Source organism: Gemmatimonas sp. (assembly GCF_031426495.1).
GTDB lineage: Bacteria > Gemmatimonadota > Gemmatimonadetes > Gemmatimonadales > Gemmatimonadaceae > Gemmatimonas.
The window spans coordinates 99,680-117,185 of record NZ_JANPLK010000078.1 but is presented as its reverse complement, the minus strand read 5'-3'; the positions used below and the strand labels follow the sequence as shown (position 1 = coordinate 117,185).

The 17,506-nt window shown below is 64.7% G+C and carries 15 protein-coding genes; 4 read left to right on the top strand and 11 right to left on the bottom strand.

The window, feature by feature from the left end:
- Positions 1 to 42 precede the first annotated feature (42 nt).
- Positions 43 to 2,808, top strand: a complete 2,766-nt coding sequence (locus RMP10_RS19935) for a PAS domain S-box protein (protein WP_310571837.1) — start codon at positions 43 to 45, stop codon at positions 2,806 to 2,808.
- 16 nt (positions 2,809 to 2,824) lie between these two features.
- On the opposite strand, the gene RMP10_RS19930 is transcribed toward RMP10_RS19935, so the two are convergent.
- The 3 genes from RMP10_RS19930 to RMP10_RS19920 form a co-directional block, all read right to left on the bottom strand.
- Positions 2,825 to 3,244: a hypothetical protein gene (locus RMP10_RS19930; RefSeq protein WP_171225986.1), complete on the bottom strand. Its 420-nt coding sequence runs from the start codon at positions 3,242 to 3,244 to the stop codon at positions 2,825 to 2,827.
- Between the two features lie 236 nt (positions 3,245 to 3,480).
- Positions 3,481 to 4,779, bottom strand: coding sequence for a M20/M25/M40 family metallo-hydrolase (locus RMP10_RS19925; RefSeq protein WP_310571836.1), 1,299 nt, complete (start codon positions 4,777 to 4,779; stop codon positions 3,481 to 3,483).
- A 17-nt stretch (positions 4,780 to 4,796) separates the two neighbouring features.
- Positions 4,797 to 6,521 carry an amidase family protein gene (locus RMP10_RS19920; protein WP_310571835.1) on the bottom strand — a complete coding sequence of 575 codons (1,725 nt, stop codon included), beginning with the start codon at positions 6,519 to 6,521 and terminating at the stop codon, positions 4,797 to 4,799.
- 102 nt (positions 6,522 to 6,623) lie between these two features.
- Between RMP10_RS19920 and RMP10_RS19915 the strand changes: the two genes are divergently transcribed.
- Both RMP10_RS19915 and RMP10_RS19910 read left to right on the top strand, forming a co-directional pair.
- Positions 6,624 to 8,906: a DUF5916 domain-containing protein gene (locus RMP10_RS19915; protein WP_310571834.1), complete on the top strand. Its 2,283-nt coding sequence runs from the start codon at positions 6,624 to 6,626 to the stop codon at positions 8,904 to 8,906.
- Positions 8,906 to 10,108, top strand: coding sequence for an alpha/beta hydrolase-fold protein (locus RMP10_RS19910; RefSeq protein WP_310571833.1), 1,203 nt, complete (start codon positions 8,906 to 8,908; stop codon positions 10,106 to 10,108). Before RMP10_RS19915 ends, RMP10_RS19910 begins: the two co-directional genes overlap by 1 nt.
- A 25-nt stretch (positions 10,109 to 10,133) precedes the next feature.
- Here RMP10_RS19910 and RMP10_RS19905 read toward each other — a convergent pair whose 3' ends face one another.
- The 7 genes from RMP10_RS19905 to RMP10_RS19875 form a co-directional block, all read right to left on the bottom strand.
- Entirely contained in the window at positions 10,134 to 10,706 is a 573-nt protein-coding gene (locus RMP10_RS19905; protein WP_310571832.1) for a pentapeptide repeat-containing protein, read from the bottom strand.
- Between the two features lies 1 nt (position 10,707).
- Positions 10,708 to 11,949, bottom strand: coding sequence for a hypothetical protein (locus RMP10_RS19900; RefSeq protein WP_310571831.1), 1,242 nt, complete (start codon positions 11,947 to 11,949; stop codon positions 10,708 to 10,710).
- Positions 11,950 to 11,971: 22 nt separating this feature from the next.
- Positions 11,972 to 12,430, bottom strand: a complete 459-nt coding sequence (locus tag RMP10_RS19895; protein WP_310571830.1) for a DUF188 domain-containing protein — start codon at positions 12,428 to 12,430, stop codon at positions 11,972 to 11,974.
- A 132-nt stretch (positions 12,431 to 12,562) separates the two neighbouring features.
- The gene (locus tag RMP10_RS19890) at positions 12,563 to 13,024 is read right to left on the bottom strand and encodes a fasciclin domain-containing protein (protein WP_310571829.1); all 462 of its coding nucleotides are present in this window, start codon (positions 13,022 to 13,024) and stop codon (positions 12,563 to 12,565) included.
- A 198-nt stretch (positions 13,025 to 13,222) separates the two neighbouring features.
- Positions 13,223 to 13,417, bottom strand: a complete 195-nt coding sequence (locus tag RMP10_RS19885; RefSeq protein ID WP_310571828.1) for a hypothetical protein — start codon at positions 13,415 to 13,417, stop codon at positions 13,223 to 13,225.
- A gap of 131 nt (positions 13,418 to 13,548) precedes the next feature.
- Positions 13,549 to 13,875 (bottom strand): PQQ-binding-like beta-propeller repeat protein, encoded by a 327-nt coding sequence (locus RMP10_RS19880; RefSeq protein WP_171225997.1) that lies wholly within the window; start codon positions 13,873 to 13,875, stop codon positions 13,549 to 13,551.
- Positions 13,876 to 13,920: 45 nt separating this feature from the next.
- Positions 13,921 to 14,196, bottom strand: coding sequence for a DUF2007 domain-containing protein (locus RMP10_RS19875; RefSeq protein ID WP_310571827.1), 276 nt, complete (start codon positions 14,194 to 14,196; stop codon positions 13,921 to 13,923).
- Between the two features lie 222 nt (positions 14,197 to 14,418).
- On the opposite strand from RMP10_RS19875, the gene RMP10_RS19870 reads away from it, so the two are divergent.
- Entirely contained in the window at positions 14,419 to 17,094 is a 2,676-nt protein-coding gene (locus RMP10_RS19870) for a glycoside hydrolase family 9 protein (protein WP_310571826.1), read from the top strand.
- Position 17,095: 1 nt separating this feature from the next.
- Here RMP10_RS19870 and RMP10_RS19865 read toward each other — a convergent pair whose 3' ends face one another.
- Complete coding sequence (locus RMP10_RS19865; protein ID WP_310571825.1) at positions 17,096 to 17,464, bottom strand: TfoX/Sxy family protein; 369 nt, start codon at positions 17,462 to 17,464, stop codon at positions 17,096 to 17,098.
- Between the last annotated feature and the right edge of the window lie 42 nt (positions 17,465 to 17,506).

Below are 17,506 nucleotides of genomic sequence, written 5' to 3'. Positions count from 1 at the left end.
CGACCCAGCGAAGTCGGCTGGAATCATCTGTGGTGGAGCACCATGACGATCGACGATGGGCTCGCTCGTGCGGCCGACGCGGTAGCCGGCGTTTTCGGCGACACGAGGGTCGCTCCAGTCGGCTTTGCGTCGATGCCGGCATTCGCTGCCGCGCTCGATGGCTTACCTGCGCACGTGACCATCCTCGACGCGCGTGGCGTGATGCTCTACGTGAACAACGCATGGCGACGCTTCGGCGTGGCGAATGCGCTCTCCACACTCCAGTTCTGCGTCGGCGACAATTATCTCACCGTGTGCGATGCTGCCACCGGGGAGGAAGCGATCGAGGCGCGTGACGCCGCCACGGGTATCCGAGCCGTGCTGCGGGGCGAGCTGTCCGAGTTCGTCCTCGACTATCCCTGTCACGCGCCGCGCGAGCCACGGTGGTTTCGCATGCTGGCCGCGCCTATCCAGCTCGATGGTGAGGCCGGCGCCGTGATCATGCACGTCGACGTCACCGGGCCGGAAGAGGACGCGCATGCGCTGCGCGTCGCTGAACGCGTGGCGCGCGAAAGCCAGCAGCGCCTGAACTTCGCGTTGGAGGCGGCCGATATCGGCGACTGGAGCCTCGACCTGCGCACGAATCGGGCGCACCGGTCGCTGCGACACGACCAGTGTTTCGGATATGACGACCTGCTGCCGGAATGGAGTTACGACACGTTTCTGGCGCATATCGTTCCCGCCGACCGCGATCGTGTCGACGCCTGTTTTAAGCGGGCACTAGCGGGTGCCGGCGAGTACAACGACGAGTTCCGGACGACCTGGCCAGACGGGTCGGTGCATTGGCTCTGGACCCAAGGGCGCGTGTACTTCGATGATCTCGGCGCACCCACTCGGATGGCCGGCATCGTGGTCGACATCACCGAACGCAAGCGCTCGCAGATGACCGAGCAGTCGGCCGTGGAGCGCTTGAACGAGGCGCAGCGTATTGCCCGGATCGGCGATTGGTCATGGGATATCACGACTGGGCAGATCGTCTGGTCGGCGCAGGTCTTCGAGATCATGGGGCGCGACCCCGATGCGGGCCTGCCCACTGATCCCGACGAGCTGGGGGCCATGTATGACTCGCACAGCCTGCGTGTGCAGCAGGCGCACATTGCGGCGGCCATCGCGACGGGAGTGCCCCAGGAATACGAGCTGACCATCGTGCGACCGGACGGTGAACAGGTCGTGGCGCAGGTGATGGCGCTTCCCCGCAAGGATGACGCGGGCAACGTCGAGTCGTTGTACGGCACGATTCAGGACATCAGCGACCGCAAACGGGCGGAACTGGAATCCGAGCGTCTGGCGAGTATCGTAGCCTCATCCGACGATGCGATCATCGGCAAGAGTATGTCCAGCATCATCACGAGCTGGAATCGTGGCGCGCAGAAGATCTTCGGCTATGCGGCCGAGGAGATGGTCGGTATGTCGATCACGCGGCTGATTCCGCTCGATCGCCAATCGGAAGAGGATCGTCTCATCGCCAGCGTGTCCCGCGGCGAGAGTGTCGAGCACTTCGAGACGCTCCGCGTGACCAAGGACGGCCGGCTGATCGACGTGTCCGTCACGGCCTCACCCATTCGCAACGCGAACGGCACCGTGATCGGTGTATCGACGTTTACGCGTGATATTTCCGACCGGAAGAAGCTGGAGCAGCAGTTCCTGCGCGCGCAGCGCATGGAAGGAATTGGCACACTGGCCGGGGGCATTGCCCACGACTTGAACAATGTGCTGGGGCCGATCATGCTCTCACTCGAACTGCTGAAGATGTCGTTCCCCGATGCCGAAAGTCAGGAGCTGATCGGCATCATCGAGGGCAGTGCGCGTCACGGCTCGGAGATGGTGCGGCAGGTGCTGTCGTTCGCGCGGGGCGTGGAGGGACAGCGGCTCGAGATGGATGTGTCGCATCTCGTGCACGATATCGAGAAGATCACGACGGACACGTTCCTCAAGCACATTGAGATTCGCAGCCATATACCGCCTGATTTGTGGCGGGTCGTCGGCGATGCGACTCAGCTGCATCAGGTGTTGCTCAACGTGTGCGTGAATGCGCGCGACGCGATGCCCGGCGGCGGCACGCTGACACTGGCGGCTGAGAACATCACGATCGACACGCGCTATGCCGGCATCAATCTGGATGCGAAGCCCGGGTGCTACGTCGTGCTTCGGGTCGAGGACAGCGGTGCGGGCATCCGGGCCGATATGCTGGAGCGCATCTTCGATCCGTTCTTCACGACCAAGGAAGTCGGCAAGGGGACTGGACTCGGACTGTCCACGTCGATGGCGATCGTGAAGAGTCATGGTGGATTCATTCGCGCGTACAGCGAGGTGGGACGCGGCTCGAAGTTCAACGTGTACATCCCCGCACGCACCGAAGCCACGGAAGAGCGTGGCGTGCCGGTCATCGAGCTGCCGCGCGGTCACGGTGAACTCGTTCTCGTGGTCGACGACGAACCGGCCGTCCGACAGATCACGCAGCAAACCCTCGAGGCCTTCGGCTATCGCGTGGTGGTGGCGGCTGATGGCGCGGAGGCAGTGGCGATCTATGCGCGCCGCAGCGCCGAGATTGCAGTGGTGCTGACCGACATGATGATGCCGGTGATGGACGGACCGGCCACGATTCGTGTGCTTCGCAAGATGAATTCCAGCGTGCGCATCATTGCCGCCAGCGGTCTGGACGCAAACGCACACGGCGTAGGACTCGGCATTTCACACTTCTTGCCGAAACCCTACGCCGCTGATCGCCTGCTCACCACGTTACGACAAATTCTCGCCGACGTGGTGTAGCGAAGAGTTGGAAAGGTCAGGCCGTCTTGTGCTTGGCCAATCGCGGAAACCAGTTCAATAGCTTTACCGCGGCGACGATCTCAGGGCGCAGCGTCCAACGCGTTTGCGGCGCTTCGGCGCCACCTTCGGCGAATGTGGCGAACACCGACGCCTGCGGCTCCTTGGGCGGGACGGTGTACAGCAGGCGTCCGGCCAACTTCGCGCCAAACCGGCCGTAGTTCAGGTTCACGGCACCCGGCTTCTCGAAGCCAGCTGCCTCGGCGAGTTCGACGGTTGTGAGCGTGTAATCAGGGGCCAGACAATGCGCACGAAGCATGCTCCACTGCGCATCGGAAATCGTATTGGCGACGTACAACAGTCGCAGCGCCTTGTGGTACTCGGTCGACGTCGGGATGGACGCGGGCGTCGGCGCGGGTGTGGCAGCAGCGGTGGTCACAAGCAAATCTCCTGAAAGAGAGCACAGCTGCGCGCAGGAGATCGCCGCCGTCACATCGCACACATCACGTCAAAACGCCGACGGACGGGGGTGTTCACACAAGTTCTTACCCTTGGAACATCCTCTGTATGACGCCGGGGCGCAACGGGCGAGCGTCGAATCGTCGTGGGTTTCTGCGTCGTCGCATCACACAGCCCCGATTCCTGTCACAATTGTGCTGCTTTCGTACGATTGGATCACGGCACGATCTTGGCAGGCGGCACGATCTTGATGCCATCCGCGAACGTGGCCGTGAGCAGGTACAGCAGCTTGGTGGACGGCAGCGCACTGGAGGCGAGCGCGAACTCGGTGAGTTGATGCGCACCACTGGCCTTCGAACCGCCGATGGCGATGCTCGGAATCTTGCGCACCACGCCGGGGTTGGCATCGGTAGCCCCCGTGGCCACGGCTTCCGATGCGCCAGGCATACCCGGGGTCATGCCGAGCGCGCGATTGATATCGACCGCGGTTTGCACGATCGGATGGGCCCGCGCGCCTTCGAGCTGCTTCTCCGTGCCGCCGGCACCGCTCTTCTGCTCGATCTCGATCTTGAGACCGACCTTCTGCTCGGCCGCCACTTCCTGCGTGATGCGCGTGATCGTGCGATCGAGCGAATCCAGTAGCACCGGATCCGAGCTGCGCAGGTCGACCGTGAAGTACAGCTCCTGCGGCACGGCGTTGAAGATGTTGCCACCATGGATCTGACCGATGTTCATTACGGCGCCATTGGGCAGCGCGTCGAACTGGAGCTGGTACAGTCGGTCGATCGCCTTGGCTACCGCCTTTACGGGTGTCGGAATGCCGCGCGACGACAGCGTGTGCGCACCGGGATGTGTGAACACGAACTTGGTCCAGTAGATGCCGAGGGCACCGTAGGCTACGCTGCCGTACGCACCATCGGGCACGATGAGCAGGTCGGGCTTCGGGTTGTGCTGCAGCCAGTACTCCATGCCCTTGAGGCCGAGTTCTTCCTGCACGGTGCCGATGAAGATGATGTCGCCTTTGCTCGTGAACTTGGTGGCGTTCATCACGCGCAACGTGGACAGCATGTTCGCCACCGACGCGGTGTTATCACCCACACCCGGCGCGAACAGCGTGTCGCCCGAGCGACGCACCTTGGTGTTCGTTTCCGGCGGGAATACAATGTCGGTGTGCGCGGCGATCACGATGGTCGGGCCGCCGCCGGTCCCTTTGCGCACGCCGGTCACGTTGCCGATGGAATCGACCGACACCTTCAGGCCCTCCTTCTCGAACACCGACTTCACGTACGCGCCACGCTGTTGCTCGAGCCGCGACTTGCCGGGCATTTCGGCAATACGGATCCACTCTTCGACCTGACTCGGAAAGCGCTGCTCGATCATCGCCAGCGCCGACTTCACGTCGGCCCGCTTGAGGAGCTCGGGATTCCAGCTGGTCGGATAGGTCTGCGCGGCCAACGGCTGCGACAACGACGCCGCGGCCGCAGCGACCGCGAGGAACACAAGAGAGCGACGCATGAGAGAAGAGGTAGGAGTTACGGAAACAGCGGCGGACGTACGCGCTTCTTCGTGGCCTGCTCGAACGCATATGCCAGCCCGACCAGGGTGGGCTCACCGCACGCCGACGCGGTGAAGCTCACACCGAACGGGGCAGGCCGCGGCGAGAAGCCGTCGGGGAACGCCTGCGCGCCCTGCCCCTGCGCCACCGGCAGCAGGGCATACGGAACGGTAATGGTAGGATAACCGGGACGCGCGCCGATATTCGCGCTGCTGGCGCCGGGGAAAAGCAAGGCGTCGAGCTGGTGCGCTTTCATGGCGGCGTCGATGCCGTTGGTGGCCGACAGCAGGATGTCCTTGCGGCGGTCGGCCTCGTAGCGCGCCCGGTCGGCCTGCACGTCCATCTCATCGGAGATGTCGAGCAGCGCCTGTCCGTATTTGATCGCACCAGCCCGCTGATGGGCGATGTTCCACTGTCGTAGCGCCAACAACGACTTCACGGGCGCCCGGTCGCCGAGGAGCGCGAGCCACGCGTTGAAATCCCGCTTCATGCCGTACTTGAAGGCGATCGAGCAGTCAGCGTCGCGTCCCTTGGCCTGCTCGAGGCCGCTGCAGGGATTCCAGTTCAGGAAGTTGTTGGCCGGCGCCGGCTCCACGACGCTCGAAATGTCCGCCGGGTCGACGATCACGGCGCCCTGCGCCTTGAGGACGGCGATGACCTCGTCCATGGCCGTCTTCTGGGCCGCATTGAGCCCACCGCGGGGCGTGCTGCTGCCGCCAGCCGGGGGAACGGTCGGCTCGTAGAAGAAGGCGCGGGGAATCCCGATACGGGCGCCCTTGAGCTTGTCCGCGCTGAGAAAGGCGGTGTAGTCGTTGCGGGGCGGCGGGGTGCACACCTTGGTGGCGGCATCGTTGGCGTCGGGCGTGGTGCCTTCCAACGCGCCCAGCATGATCGCCGCGTCGCGTACGGTGCGCGTCATCGGCCCGGGAGTGTCCTGATCGGCGGTGATGGGAATCACGCCGTAACGGCTCACGCGCCCCACGGTGGGTTTGATGCCCACCAGGAAATTCTGCTGTGCCGGGCTGAGAATCGATCCCGACGTTTCCGTGCCCACGTTGCCGGCCCAGAAGCTGACGTTGGTGCCCACGCCGGAGCTCGAGCCACCGGTGTTCATGACCGGGCGTCCGTCGAACGACGCGTCGCGTGGATCACGCCGCGGGTCCCACGGATTCATGCCGTAGCCGGTGAGCCCGGTGTAGTTGCCGGGCATGCCGGTGGCGGTCCAGTTGGCGAGCTCGGTGAGCTGCGTCTTGGCGATGATGATCGCGCCGGCCGCCTTGAGGTTGCGCGTGACGGTGGCGTCGTAGTTCGGCAGCAGGTCGGCGAACGCAAGCGCCCCACCCGATGTCGCCATCTCGGTCGTCTGGATGTTGTCCTTGAGGGCAATCGGAATGCCGTGCAGGGGACCACGCACTCGACCGGCCGCACGCTCGCGATCGAGCGAGTCGGCGATCGCCAGCGCCTGCGGATTCACCATGATCACAGCATTGAGCTTGTCTTCGTACGTCGCAATGCGGGCGAGATACTGCTGCACGATCTCGCGCGAGGTGATCCGCCGCTGTTCGAGCGCGGTGCGCAAGTCGGCGAGACTCGTTTCCACGACGGATACGGGCGCGCCCGCCGGCTTCCGTTGCGACGAGAGCGCGCACGGTGTGAACGCGAGGGTCGTGATGATGCCGATGACGACGGGTACCGCGCGCATGCCCACTCTCGGTCATGAAGTGAAGTTGGAAAATCAGCTGCCCCGACAGGTAGAATGCCGTTGTATTGCCTTCCCGGCAATGCGACACCAGATATCCTCGCTATGCTGTCTTTGCCTCGCTGGACGTGCTTCGCGCTGGTCGTCGCCACGGCGTCACTGGGCGCACAGAGCGCCGACGCCCCGCACCCCGACGCGCCGCGACCGCCGCGCATTCTCTTCGAACGCGGGCTCACGCTCGACGGTGTGCTGAACGAGTCCGCGTGGTCGCAGACGGATAGTCTGACCAGCTTTACGCAGCGCGATCCACGCCAAGGCGAGGCCGTCAGCGAGCGCACGGTGGTCCGCTTTGTCGGATCCCCGGAGGGACTCTGGGTGGGCATCTGGGCGTACGATCGCGACCCGTCGGGGATCCGGCGCACGCAGCTGCGACGCGACGCCGACCTTGGCGCCGACGACAACGTGTCGGTGATGCTGTCGCCGACCGCGGATAAACGCACCGCCTTTCTGTTCACGATCAACCCCAACGGTGCGCTGAACGACGCCGAGGTGTTGAGCTTCGAGGGCGAGTCACGCGAGTGGGATGGCATCTGGGATGGACGGGCGCGCGTCACCGCCGACGGGTGGCAAGCCGAGATGATGATTCCGTGGCAAACGCTCCGTTATCGCCACATCGACGCCGATGCCGCCGCTGATGCGTGGGATATCAACGTGCGCCGCTACATTCGCCGCAAGAATGAGTCGGCGCTCTGGTCGGCGTGGAAGCGCACCGAGGGCATCCGCTTTCTCGAACGGGCAGGAGCACTCACGGGCTTCAAAGAGGCCGTGAAGGTGCTCGAAGATGGGCTCCCGCGTCGCGCGTTCGCGGAAGTGCGCCCGTATGTGTTTTCGAGCGGTGCGCTCACCGAGCGCCGCGTGGGTGACGATGGCGCGCTGCAGGCGACGCGCGATCCCGGCTTCCGCGGCACGGCGGGACTCGATGCCAAGCTGGCGCCCACCTCAACGCTCACGCTCGACCTCACGGCCAACGCGGATTTCGCGCAGGCCGAAGTCGACCGGCAGGTGGTGAATCTCACGCGCTTTTCCCTGTTTTTCCCCGAGCAGCGCACGTTTTTCACCGAGGGCGCCGGCATCTTTCAATTCGGCCGACAGGGACAGTCGCAGCTGTTCTACAGTCGCCGCATTGGCCTGGGCGGCAACGGGGTGCCCATCCCCCTGCAGGGCGGTGCCCGTCTCACCGGACGGCTGGGGCAACAGCAGGTTGGCTTCCTCACCACGCACACGGGCGGTGACAATCCTTCCACCGCCGCGGTCGCGCGTATCAAGCGCGATGTACTTGGCCGCGGGTACGTGGGCGCCATGGCCACGCTGAACACGCCACGAACCGGCGCGGCGAGTGGCACCGGGGGTGTCGATTTCACGCTCCCCTACGTCATTCGTGATCAGAACCTCGTGCTGCTGGGCACCGCAGCGGTCGACGGTGGCAACACCACAGGCGATCCGTACTACGCGCGCGCGATGGTCGACTTCCCCAACGACATTGCCGATATCGCCCTGCGCGTTGACCGCGTCGGACAGGGGTTCAATCCGGACCTCGGGTTCGTGCAGCAGCGCGGCATCACGCGCACCTCCTGGCAGGCGGAGTTCACGCCGCGCCCCTCGGCGCTGGGCGCGCTGGGGCGGCCGTTGGCGGCCATGCACGTACGACAGTTGAAGTTCAACCTGCTGGAAGGCGACTTGGTGCGCACGATGGGGAACACGTCGTCGCTGTCCGGGCTGTCGAATGGCCGCCTCACGACCACGCCCTTCGGACTCGAGTTCGACAGCGGCGACGAGTTCACGGTGGATCTCACGCGTTCCTACGACGCGCCAGAAGACGCGTTCGATCTGTTCGACGGCGCCGTGATCGAGGCGGGACGGTATGCATGGAATCGCGCCGCGCTCGACTTTCAGTCGTCGAGTGCCCGAACGGTGAGCGTGGATGCGCAGATCTCGCGAGGGGGATTCTATTCGGGACGGTCATCGGAACTCGAGTTGAGTGTGCGCGGTCGCTTCGCGCCGCACGTGAACGTGAGCGTCGACTACACTCGCACCGCGGCCTCCCTCACGTTGGTGGAGAGCACCGTGCGCTTCGTCGCACAAACGGCGCGACTTCGCCTTGACGTGGCGACCAGTCCGCGTCTCAGCACAACGCTGTTCGCCCAGTGGGATAACGAGTCCAATCGCGGCGCACTCAATGCCCGCGTGCGCTGGACGTCGTCACCAGGTTCCGACCTTTACCTCGTATGGACCAGTCAATGGCCGACCGACCTACCGAATGGTGTACCGTGGCGCACGCCAACGCGCGGGACGTTCGTCGCCAAGTACGTGAAATACTTTCGGGTCTGATGGTGCGACGGTTGCGTGATGTGCGGTTCACTCTTGCCGCCGGGCTACTCACCGTCGGTGCCTTCCCTTCCGCTGGTGGTGCGCAGACGCGCGTGCTGCGCATCGCCTCGACGGTGTTGAACGAAACGCGCGCGGTGCATGTACAGCTGCCGCCGAACTATGCGATGGCACGCCAGCGTTATCCGGTAGTGGTACTGCTCGACGGACAGGTGCGCGCGTTCTTCGATCTCGCCGTAGCCAGCACCAACTACAATCTCACCGGTGACGCGTATCGATTCGCGATGCCGCCTCAGATTGTGATCGGCGTAGAACAAGGTGAGCGCAGCATCGATCTCGCCCGCAATGCCGACGCGTTCCATCGCTTCCTCACCACCGAGGTCCTACCGCGCATCGACCGCGAGTATCGCACGATGCCGTTCCGCACGCTCATTGGCCACTCGCTCGGCGCCCGTTTCGCGCTCACCATGATGTGCCGCACGCCCACAGAGTTCTCGGCCATCATCGCGATCAGCGGGGCGCTTGCCGATTCGTCGCGCGACGAATCAACCCGCTGCCTGTCGTCGGCCGCGGGCGGTGGCACATCGACCGCGCCACTGCGCCATCTCGTGATCTCGGGCGGCTCGCTCGAGCCGCGCACGATGGCGAGCACGGATCGGCTCTTCGCGACGCTGCGCGGTCAACTCAGCGCCCAGGCCGCACCGACGTGGCGCATCCATCGCGTCGACGCCACCGGACTCGAACACACCGGTGCGCCGCTGGTGAGCATCCCGATGGGCCTGCGCTTCGTGTTCGACGGCGAGGCGTGGGACCTCCCACCGTCCATCGCCGACAGCCTGCGCGAGCGGCTGGGAGATCCCGATGCCCTGCTGGCCGCCGGCACCGCCGCGGTCTCGGCGCGCATCGGCCAGCCGGTTGCCCCCACGGCCGCATGGATGGCGACCGTGGTGCGCACCTGGCTCGCTCGCCGCGACGCCCGTGCCGCACTGACGGCGGCCGAACGACTGGTGCGCGACTACCCCGAGCAAATGGACAGCCACACGCTGTTGGCCGACGCACGGCAGTTGAGCGGCGACCTCGATGGCACGCGCAAGGCGATCACGGCCGCACTCGATCTGTCGAACCGGATCGCTTGGCACGACGAACGACAGAAGGCGGCCGTGCAGGCATTCCTCCGGCGATCACTCGCCGAGCGGGCGCCGTGATGTGGCCTGTCTCCCTTCCATCGAATCAGTCGGCCCGGACGTCGAGCCCCATGGCCTGCACGAGTGACAGCGCCTGTTGCATGTCGATGATCGCGCCCTTGAGCCGCACGCGGGCCGAGTCGAGGGAACTCAAGTCGCTGCCACGCAGATCGCAGTCGGTAAAATCGGCGCCGTCGAAGTCGGCGCCCGAAAGATCCGCATCGCGGATCGATCCGTCGTGACAGCGCACCCGTGAAAGGTCGGCTTCGCGTAGGCGCGCGCCACGCACGATCGCCCGCGAGAGATCCGCGCCCGACAGACCGACATGCGACCAATTGCCGCCGGCGATCTGCATCAAGTCGAAGGTGCAGCGTACGAAATTACTGCCCACGAACTTGCACTCGGTGAAACGCGCGTCGAAGAACGAGCAGCCGTTGAACGTGCAGTTCACGAACGCAGCATCGGTGTGCACCGAGCAGTTGAACGTGGCACGCTGAAAAGTGCAGTCGGTGAACACTGCGCCACGATTCACGGCCTCGGTGCATTCGAGGTCGATGAACTTCACGCCGGTGTGGGTCTGCCCGGAGATGTCCTGTCCTTCCCAGTCGGTCTTTGTCATGTCAGCGAGACCGGCTGAAGACGGCGCCGTGCGGAATGCCGGCGCCGGTGCCACCGTGCGGCCAGGTGATGTTCTCCAAGCGCATGCCTGGCTCAGTGTTTCCTGCTGCGCGAAAGCGCTCGTCGAGCGTCAACGCGCCGGTCGTTGCATTGAAGGTGGCCAGCAGGACGCGCGTCTTCATGGCCTGATATCCGGTGATGACGACGCGCCGGTGATTGGGCTCGATGCCAATCCAGTGCGGCACGTCATCCGGGCCCAGCGTCACGCGGCTCACTTCACGCGGATGCGCGGGGTCAGAGATGTCGAGGCTCACGACCGCGCTCCACGCGGGCACCGTAATGAGATAGTACTTCCCCGCCACTACCGGCACGGCGCAGCTCGTGCCGGGCTTGCGCGGAAATGACGCTACCATGCGCGCGCTCGGCGTCGCGCTGCGCAAGCCGTCCAGCAGAAATAGCCCGCAATTGAACGTGGATACCAGCACCGTCTTGCCGTCGCTCAACACGCGTGGCTCGGCGCTGCGATAGCCCTCGAAGTGCGGGCCGAGCGGCAGCTCGATGGTGCGCTGCAGCGACAGGTCGGACAACCGCCACAACTGCACGTTGCGCGTGGAGTCGGCCTTGTCCATGTCGGAGGTCGTGACGACCACGCGGTCGATGTTGCTGAGAATGGCCGCTGAGTACGGACGATCACTGCGACTTGCTGGCGCGCGGTTGGCGGATGATGACCGTACGAGCGTCGCGCTTGGTGTCAGCTCCACCAAACCACCGGGGGCCGTGCCCGCCGCATCGTGCTGCATCTGAAATGTGGACAGCAGATTGCCATTGGGCAGTCGCCAGAAGCTGTGCGGATGCATCAACCCGGCGATATCGCCGAAGTGTGTCTCGACCCGCGGGGCGCGAGGATCGCGCAAGTCGAACACGAACGACTGTCCCGACCGGAAGCCGTTGGCAAACAAGCGCCCGTCGGCCGGCATATCGTGCTCGGTGTGATGCGGACCGTTCCCACGTCCGGGGACCGCGACCGTCGTGACCAATGCCCCGTAGCGCGCGGCCTTCGCGTTGTCGCGGACGTCGTAGACGGCGAGAAAATCCGGTCCGCTGCTGTCGGCCGATGCCGTCCAGAGATACAGGTACTCGCTCGGGGCGAGTGGGCGGACAGCGGCGGGGCGCTGGGCGGACAGCGTGGTCGCCGAGACGACTCCGGCCAGGGCGACAGTCAGGGCGCGACGGGAGATCAGCATCCGCTGATCTTACCGCGCAGCGTCACGCGCGCAACGCCTTCGCCAGTACGCGGTCGAGCGCGTTGGCGAACTGCTGCTTCTCGCGCGCGCCGTACGTGCCGTGCCCGCCGGTTTCCACCCCCGAGCCGCGCAGTCCTTCCATGAAGTTGCGCACCGAGAGACGCTCGCCAATGCTTTCCGCGGTGTAGAGCCCACCACGCGGATCGATCACGTAGATGCGATTCGGCACCAGGATCGCTGCGAGGGGAATGTCGGCGGTGATCACGACATCGCCAGCCACCGCATGCGCCGCGATATAGGCATCGGCCACATCCGCGCCGCCATCCACTCGTACCGCCGACAGCTTGGCGTAGCCAACGGGGAGAATGAGTCGCTGATTCGCCACCAGAATCGTGTCGAGCGCGAGACGGTCGCATGCGCGGTAGCAGACCTCCTTCACATCGCGCGGGGCGGCATCGGCGTCGAGCCAGAGTGTCGGCATGATTCAATGTACATGACATCCGAAGCGCGCAGAGGCACAGAGAGCATATCCTGCCGCTCTCTGCGCCTCTGCGCCCTCTGCACACTCCGCGCAATCAGTTCTTCAACCGACCGCGCGCAGCACGCCAGGCAATTACGCGGCCGTCGGCGGCATGATGACCGCATCGATCACGTGGATCACGCCGTTCGTCGCTTCGATGTCGGCCGTGACCACCGTGGCGCCACCAACCGTCACGCCGTTCGTCGCGTCGACGGCGACGTCCGCACCCTGCACCGTCTTCACGTGCAACGCCTTGCCGGCGATGTCCGCCGACATGACCTTGCCCGGCACAACATGATACGTGAGGATCGACACCAGCGTGTCCTTGTTCTCCGGCTTCAGGAGATTCTCGACCGTGCCGGCGGGAAGCTTCGCAAAGGCCTCGTCGGTCGGTGCGAACACCGTGAACGGGCCCGCGCCCTTGAGCGTCTCACCGAGTCCAGCGGCCGTGACGGCCGCCACGAGCGTCGTGAAGCTACCAGCCGCTACCGCGGTGTCGACGATATCATGCAGCGCAACGTGGGTCGGGGTCGCGCTTTCCGTATTGGTCGTCATCTCAAACTCCATCAAACAGCGCAATCACAAGTCTGGACTGCATGGATGTCATGCACACGTTCCCGTGATGAACAGTCCGGCGCATGGCCACTTCGCCAGGCATGATGACGCACTGCGCATCACCGTGTGTTCATGTCTTCAAGCATTTCGTTCGCACATTGGTGCCCATTCTTGGCACATTCGTTGTCGCCGATCTGGCTACTCAGCCGTGTCCTCGGCCGGACGCACGGCAACGATCTCAGCCTTCTCGCGAAACGTGAAGGTCCTACCGCATTGCGTGCAGATGAAGCTCCCGGTGCGTGCCCCCAGATCGTATTCCTTGGCGAAGGCGGGGTGATCGCAGGGCTTTCCGCCCCACTCCTGCTGGAGGACAACTGCTCGTTTCTTCTGCATCGGGACGGGCTCAGGGCGGAATTCGACGATATGGGCGTTCGACTGAAAGCTATCACAGCCGGTACCGGGCGAGGCGGCGCGGCTCGATAGCGATTCGATCGCGATTCGAAAAGACCGGAATCGCGGTTGAACTATACCGTGGCGGCCGTTGTCGCCGCGGCCTGCGCGGCCATGGCCGCCGCCTGCGCCGCGCTGACGCTCGAGCCCGTGAACGCGACGATACCCAAGCCGAGCCCCTTGAGCTTGTTGTGCCACAGAATCTGTCCGGAGGTCGGTTCGAGGCAGAACACTTCCCCGCCGGCGCCGGCGTACAGTGCGTCACCTTCCAACGAGACGGTGACGAAGCTCGAGTTCTTGAGCTTTGTGCGCCACAACTCCTCGCCCGACGACGCCTGAATCGCTACCACGTGCGAACCGACCCCGACGTAGATCACGTTTGAAATGCGCGAGCGTGCCATAGGACCCAATGCCTCGGAAAATGCGGACGTAATCGTCGGTGCTGCTCAGGACTCGCTAATGTAGCCCTCGGGAGGCTCATCCTCGACCGCATCGGCCGACACCACATCGACGAGCACCGCACGCGCATCGTCGACGAACGCCTCCGGCACGAGCACGGATACGCCGCGCGCCGTCGCACCCTGAAAGCCAGGCCCGAAAATGCCCACCGTATCATTGCTGTCGCGCATCGCCGGGATCTCCGCCGATTCGAGGCGGGCGATCGCCAGGTCGGCCTCAAAGCCCGAGGCATAGGTCACCAGCACGTGCCAGGCATTCGTCATGGTGCTGCTCCATTGGAGAGTCGCGCGCGGAAAAGCGGTTGCACTGCCTCATTGATACTCGCGCCGCCGGGCGGGCGTTCCGCGGTGGCGTCACCGCAGTGGCGTCGCCCCAACAGCCGCCGCACCTTGCACCATCGGGCACACTGATCAGCTTACGCCTGCGACCGTCCGCACCACCATCCGTTGCAATCGATCGCTTCCCCCCGTCGCCACACCGTTGCCATGCGATTCGCGCTCACCGCTGCTGCCGCGCTGCTGCTTACTTCGCTGTCGGCCCGCGCCCAGCGGCCGCTGCTCCCGATCGAGCATGTCAACTCAGCCGAATTCGGCTGGCTGCAGAAGCCGGTGCTGGCCAGTCGGGTACTCGATGACTTTACGCAGCCGTCAGCGTGGAAGTTCAGCGGCACCGGCACCGTGTCCTCTCCGCAACAGCCGGCGCTCGGCGACATGCGGTCGCTCCGCGTGGAGCTGCAGATGTTCCGGAATGCGCCTGCCCCGAACCGCGCACGGCTCTCGAGTGTCAATCTGCAGCGCACGTTCCCCAACGAGGACTGGAGCGGCTACAACCGACTTTCGCTCTGGGTGCGCCCCGACTTCGCCGGCATTCCCGTGCTGCCTCTGCAACTTGTGCTGCACAATGACGGCGTGGAGAAGGTGCCGGATCGCTACGACCGTGAAGGCACCCATTTCATCACCTTCGCGCGCAACGGCTGGCAGCAGATTGTGTGGGAAATCGATCCGTTGGCGCGCGATCGTGTCACGCGGCTCGAGATCGGCTATTTCGTGAACCGCATGCTCGCTGGCGCCGGCGATCACGTCGCCTTCGAGATCGGCAAGCTCGAACTGCAGAAAGTCGACCCCGATGTACACACCGGCTGGGTCACCGGCGCGAACAAGATCGCCTTCAGTCACAGCGGCTATCAGTCCGGCAGCTCCAAGTCCGCGATCGCCAGCGCGCTGTCCGCGCAGTCCTTCGAGTTGGTGAGCGTACAGGACATCGCGTTCGGCGAAACGGTGCTCCGCAAGCCGATCACGACGGTGCAAACGCGCAACGGCACCTTTCAGCAGATGGACTTCTCGGAGATCCAAACGCCGGGCAGTTACGTGCTGCGCGCCGGTGGCATCACGAGCAAGCCGTTCGCCATCGGCAACGACGTCTGGAAGTCGTCGATCTGGAAGACGCTCAATTTCTTTTATGGCAACCGGTGCGGTGATGACATTCCCGGTGTGCATGGCATCGATCATCTCGACTGGTTCGCCACGCACGACAGCACCCGCCTCACGATGAGCGGCGGCTGGCATGATGCCGGCGACCTGTCGCAGGGATTGATCAATACCGGCGAAGCGACCTACGCCATGTTCGCGCTGGCCGACAAGCTTGCCGCGCGCGGCGACGACCCGGCACTCACGGCACGCCTCGTGGAAGAGGCAAAGTGGGGACTCGACTGGGTGCTGCGCGTGCGCTTTCCCGGCGGCTATCGCATCGGCTTCGGTTCGCACAACTACTGGTCGAACAACATCGCAGGCGATGCGGATGATCGCCTTGTAGCAGCGAAGAACAATCCCAACGTGAACTACATCGCGTCGGCCGCGGCAGCCATCGGATACCGCGTGCTGAAGGATCGCGAGCCGGCACTGGCGGCACGCGCACTCCGTGTGGCGCGCGAAGACTGGGAGTTCGCGATCGTGGGGATCGAAGGGCCGAGCACCTGGCACACGCCGGCCTTCGCCGCCTCGCGCATGGAGTTGGCCGGCGTCGGTATCACGGCATCACTCGAGCTCTTCGCGGCCACCGGCGAAGCGCGATACCGCGACAAGGCGGTTGAGCTGGCGCGGGTGGTGATGGCGTCGCAGCAAGTCGCGCGCGTGGGTTCCGTGTTTCCCCTGTCCGGGTTTTTCTACACCGGTCCCGATCGCGACACGATCTTTCACCAGTTTCACAAGGCGTCAGATCAGGCGCCGATTGTCGCGCTGTCGCAGCTGGTGCGTGCGCTACCAGACCACCCCGAGTGGATGCAATGGTACGCCACGATCGCACGCTACGCCGAGTACCAGAAGCGTGGTGCGACCACCACGGCGCCGTATCATGTGTTGCCGGCCTACGTGTATCGACTCGCCGACAGCGTGCAGGTGCCCGAGTCGGGCGGTCGCTATCTGGAGAAACAGGATCAGTACGCCGCGCAAGTGCGCGCCGGTATGCCCATGGGCGACGGATGGTTCCTGCGCGCATTCCCCGTGTGGTTTCAGCGTCGCGGCAACTACGGCGTGCTGCTGTCGCAGGCGAAGGCACTTTCCACCGCCTCTCGGCTTCGCGGCGACAGTACGGGGCTCGACCTGGCGCAGCAGCAGGCGCAGTGGGTCGTCGGCCGCAATCCCTTCGTGCAGAGCACGATGTACGGCGAGGGGTATGACTGGGCGCAGCAGTACAGCGTGTCGTCGGCCGACTTCGTAGGGTCACTGCCGGTGGGAATGCAGAGTCGCGGCACCACTGACCTGCCCTACTGGCCGTCGCAAAACACGTACGTGTACAAGGAAGTGTGGGTGCATTCCAGCAGCCGCTGGTTGTGGCTCATGGAAGACCTGCTACCCGTCACGACTATAGGCAACGCGCTCTCGCGCCACCAGGCGTCATTTCCCACGCTGGCGTTCAGCAGCACCATCGCCGCTGACGGCACGATCACCTTCACGCTCAGCGTGAGCGGCACGGGTGTACACCGCTATGAGTTGCGCACCGACAATCTGCGCGGGACCACCGTCGCGCAGACAGTCACGCTGCGCAGCGGTATGCCAACCACGATGGTGTGGACCGCGAAGCGGCTGCGGGCCGACTCGCCGTATACCGCCGTCGTGATCGAAGACGGCAACGTCACACGCACGCGCGACCTGTTCGCGCAGTAGCTCAGCGCGCTTTCTTCGGCGCTTTCTTCGGTGCTTTCTTCGGTGCTTTCTTCGCGGGCTTCGGCTTGGGCGCCGGCAACTCGGCCGCCGTTGCCCGCATCAGGGCGACGATCAACTCCTGATCCTCGAGCTGTTCCGTGATCAGCAGCTGCGGCTTGGCGCCGGGATACGGCGGCGCTTCCGTGACGGTGCCCAGGAGCGCGCGGCCGGCCACCGTCGGTTTCACGAACAGCTGATTGTCGCACACCAGCGCCACGATCTTCTCGTCGATGTACAGCGCGTACTCGCCGAACATCTTCTTGAACGTCACGGCGCCGGCGCCGTGCATCTGGTCGCGCACGTACTCCACGAAACTGAGATCAGACGCCATCAATCGCTCCGCAAGAAAGCCTGAGAAACATCACAGCCCCCA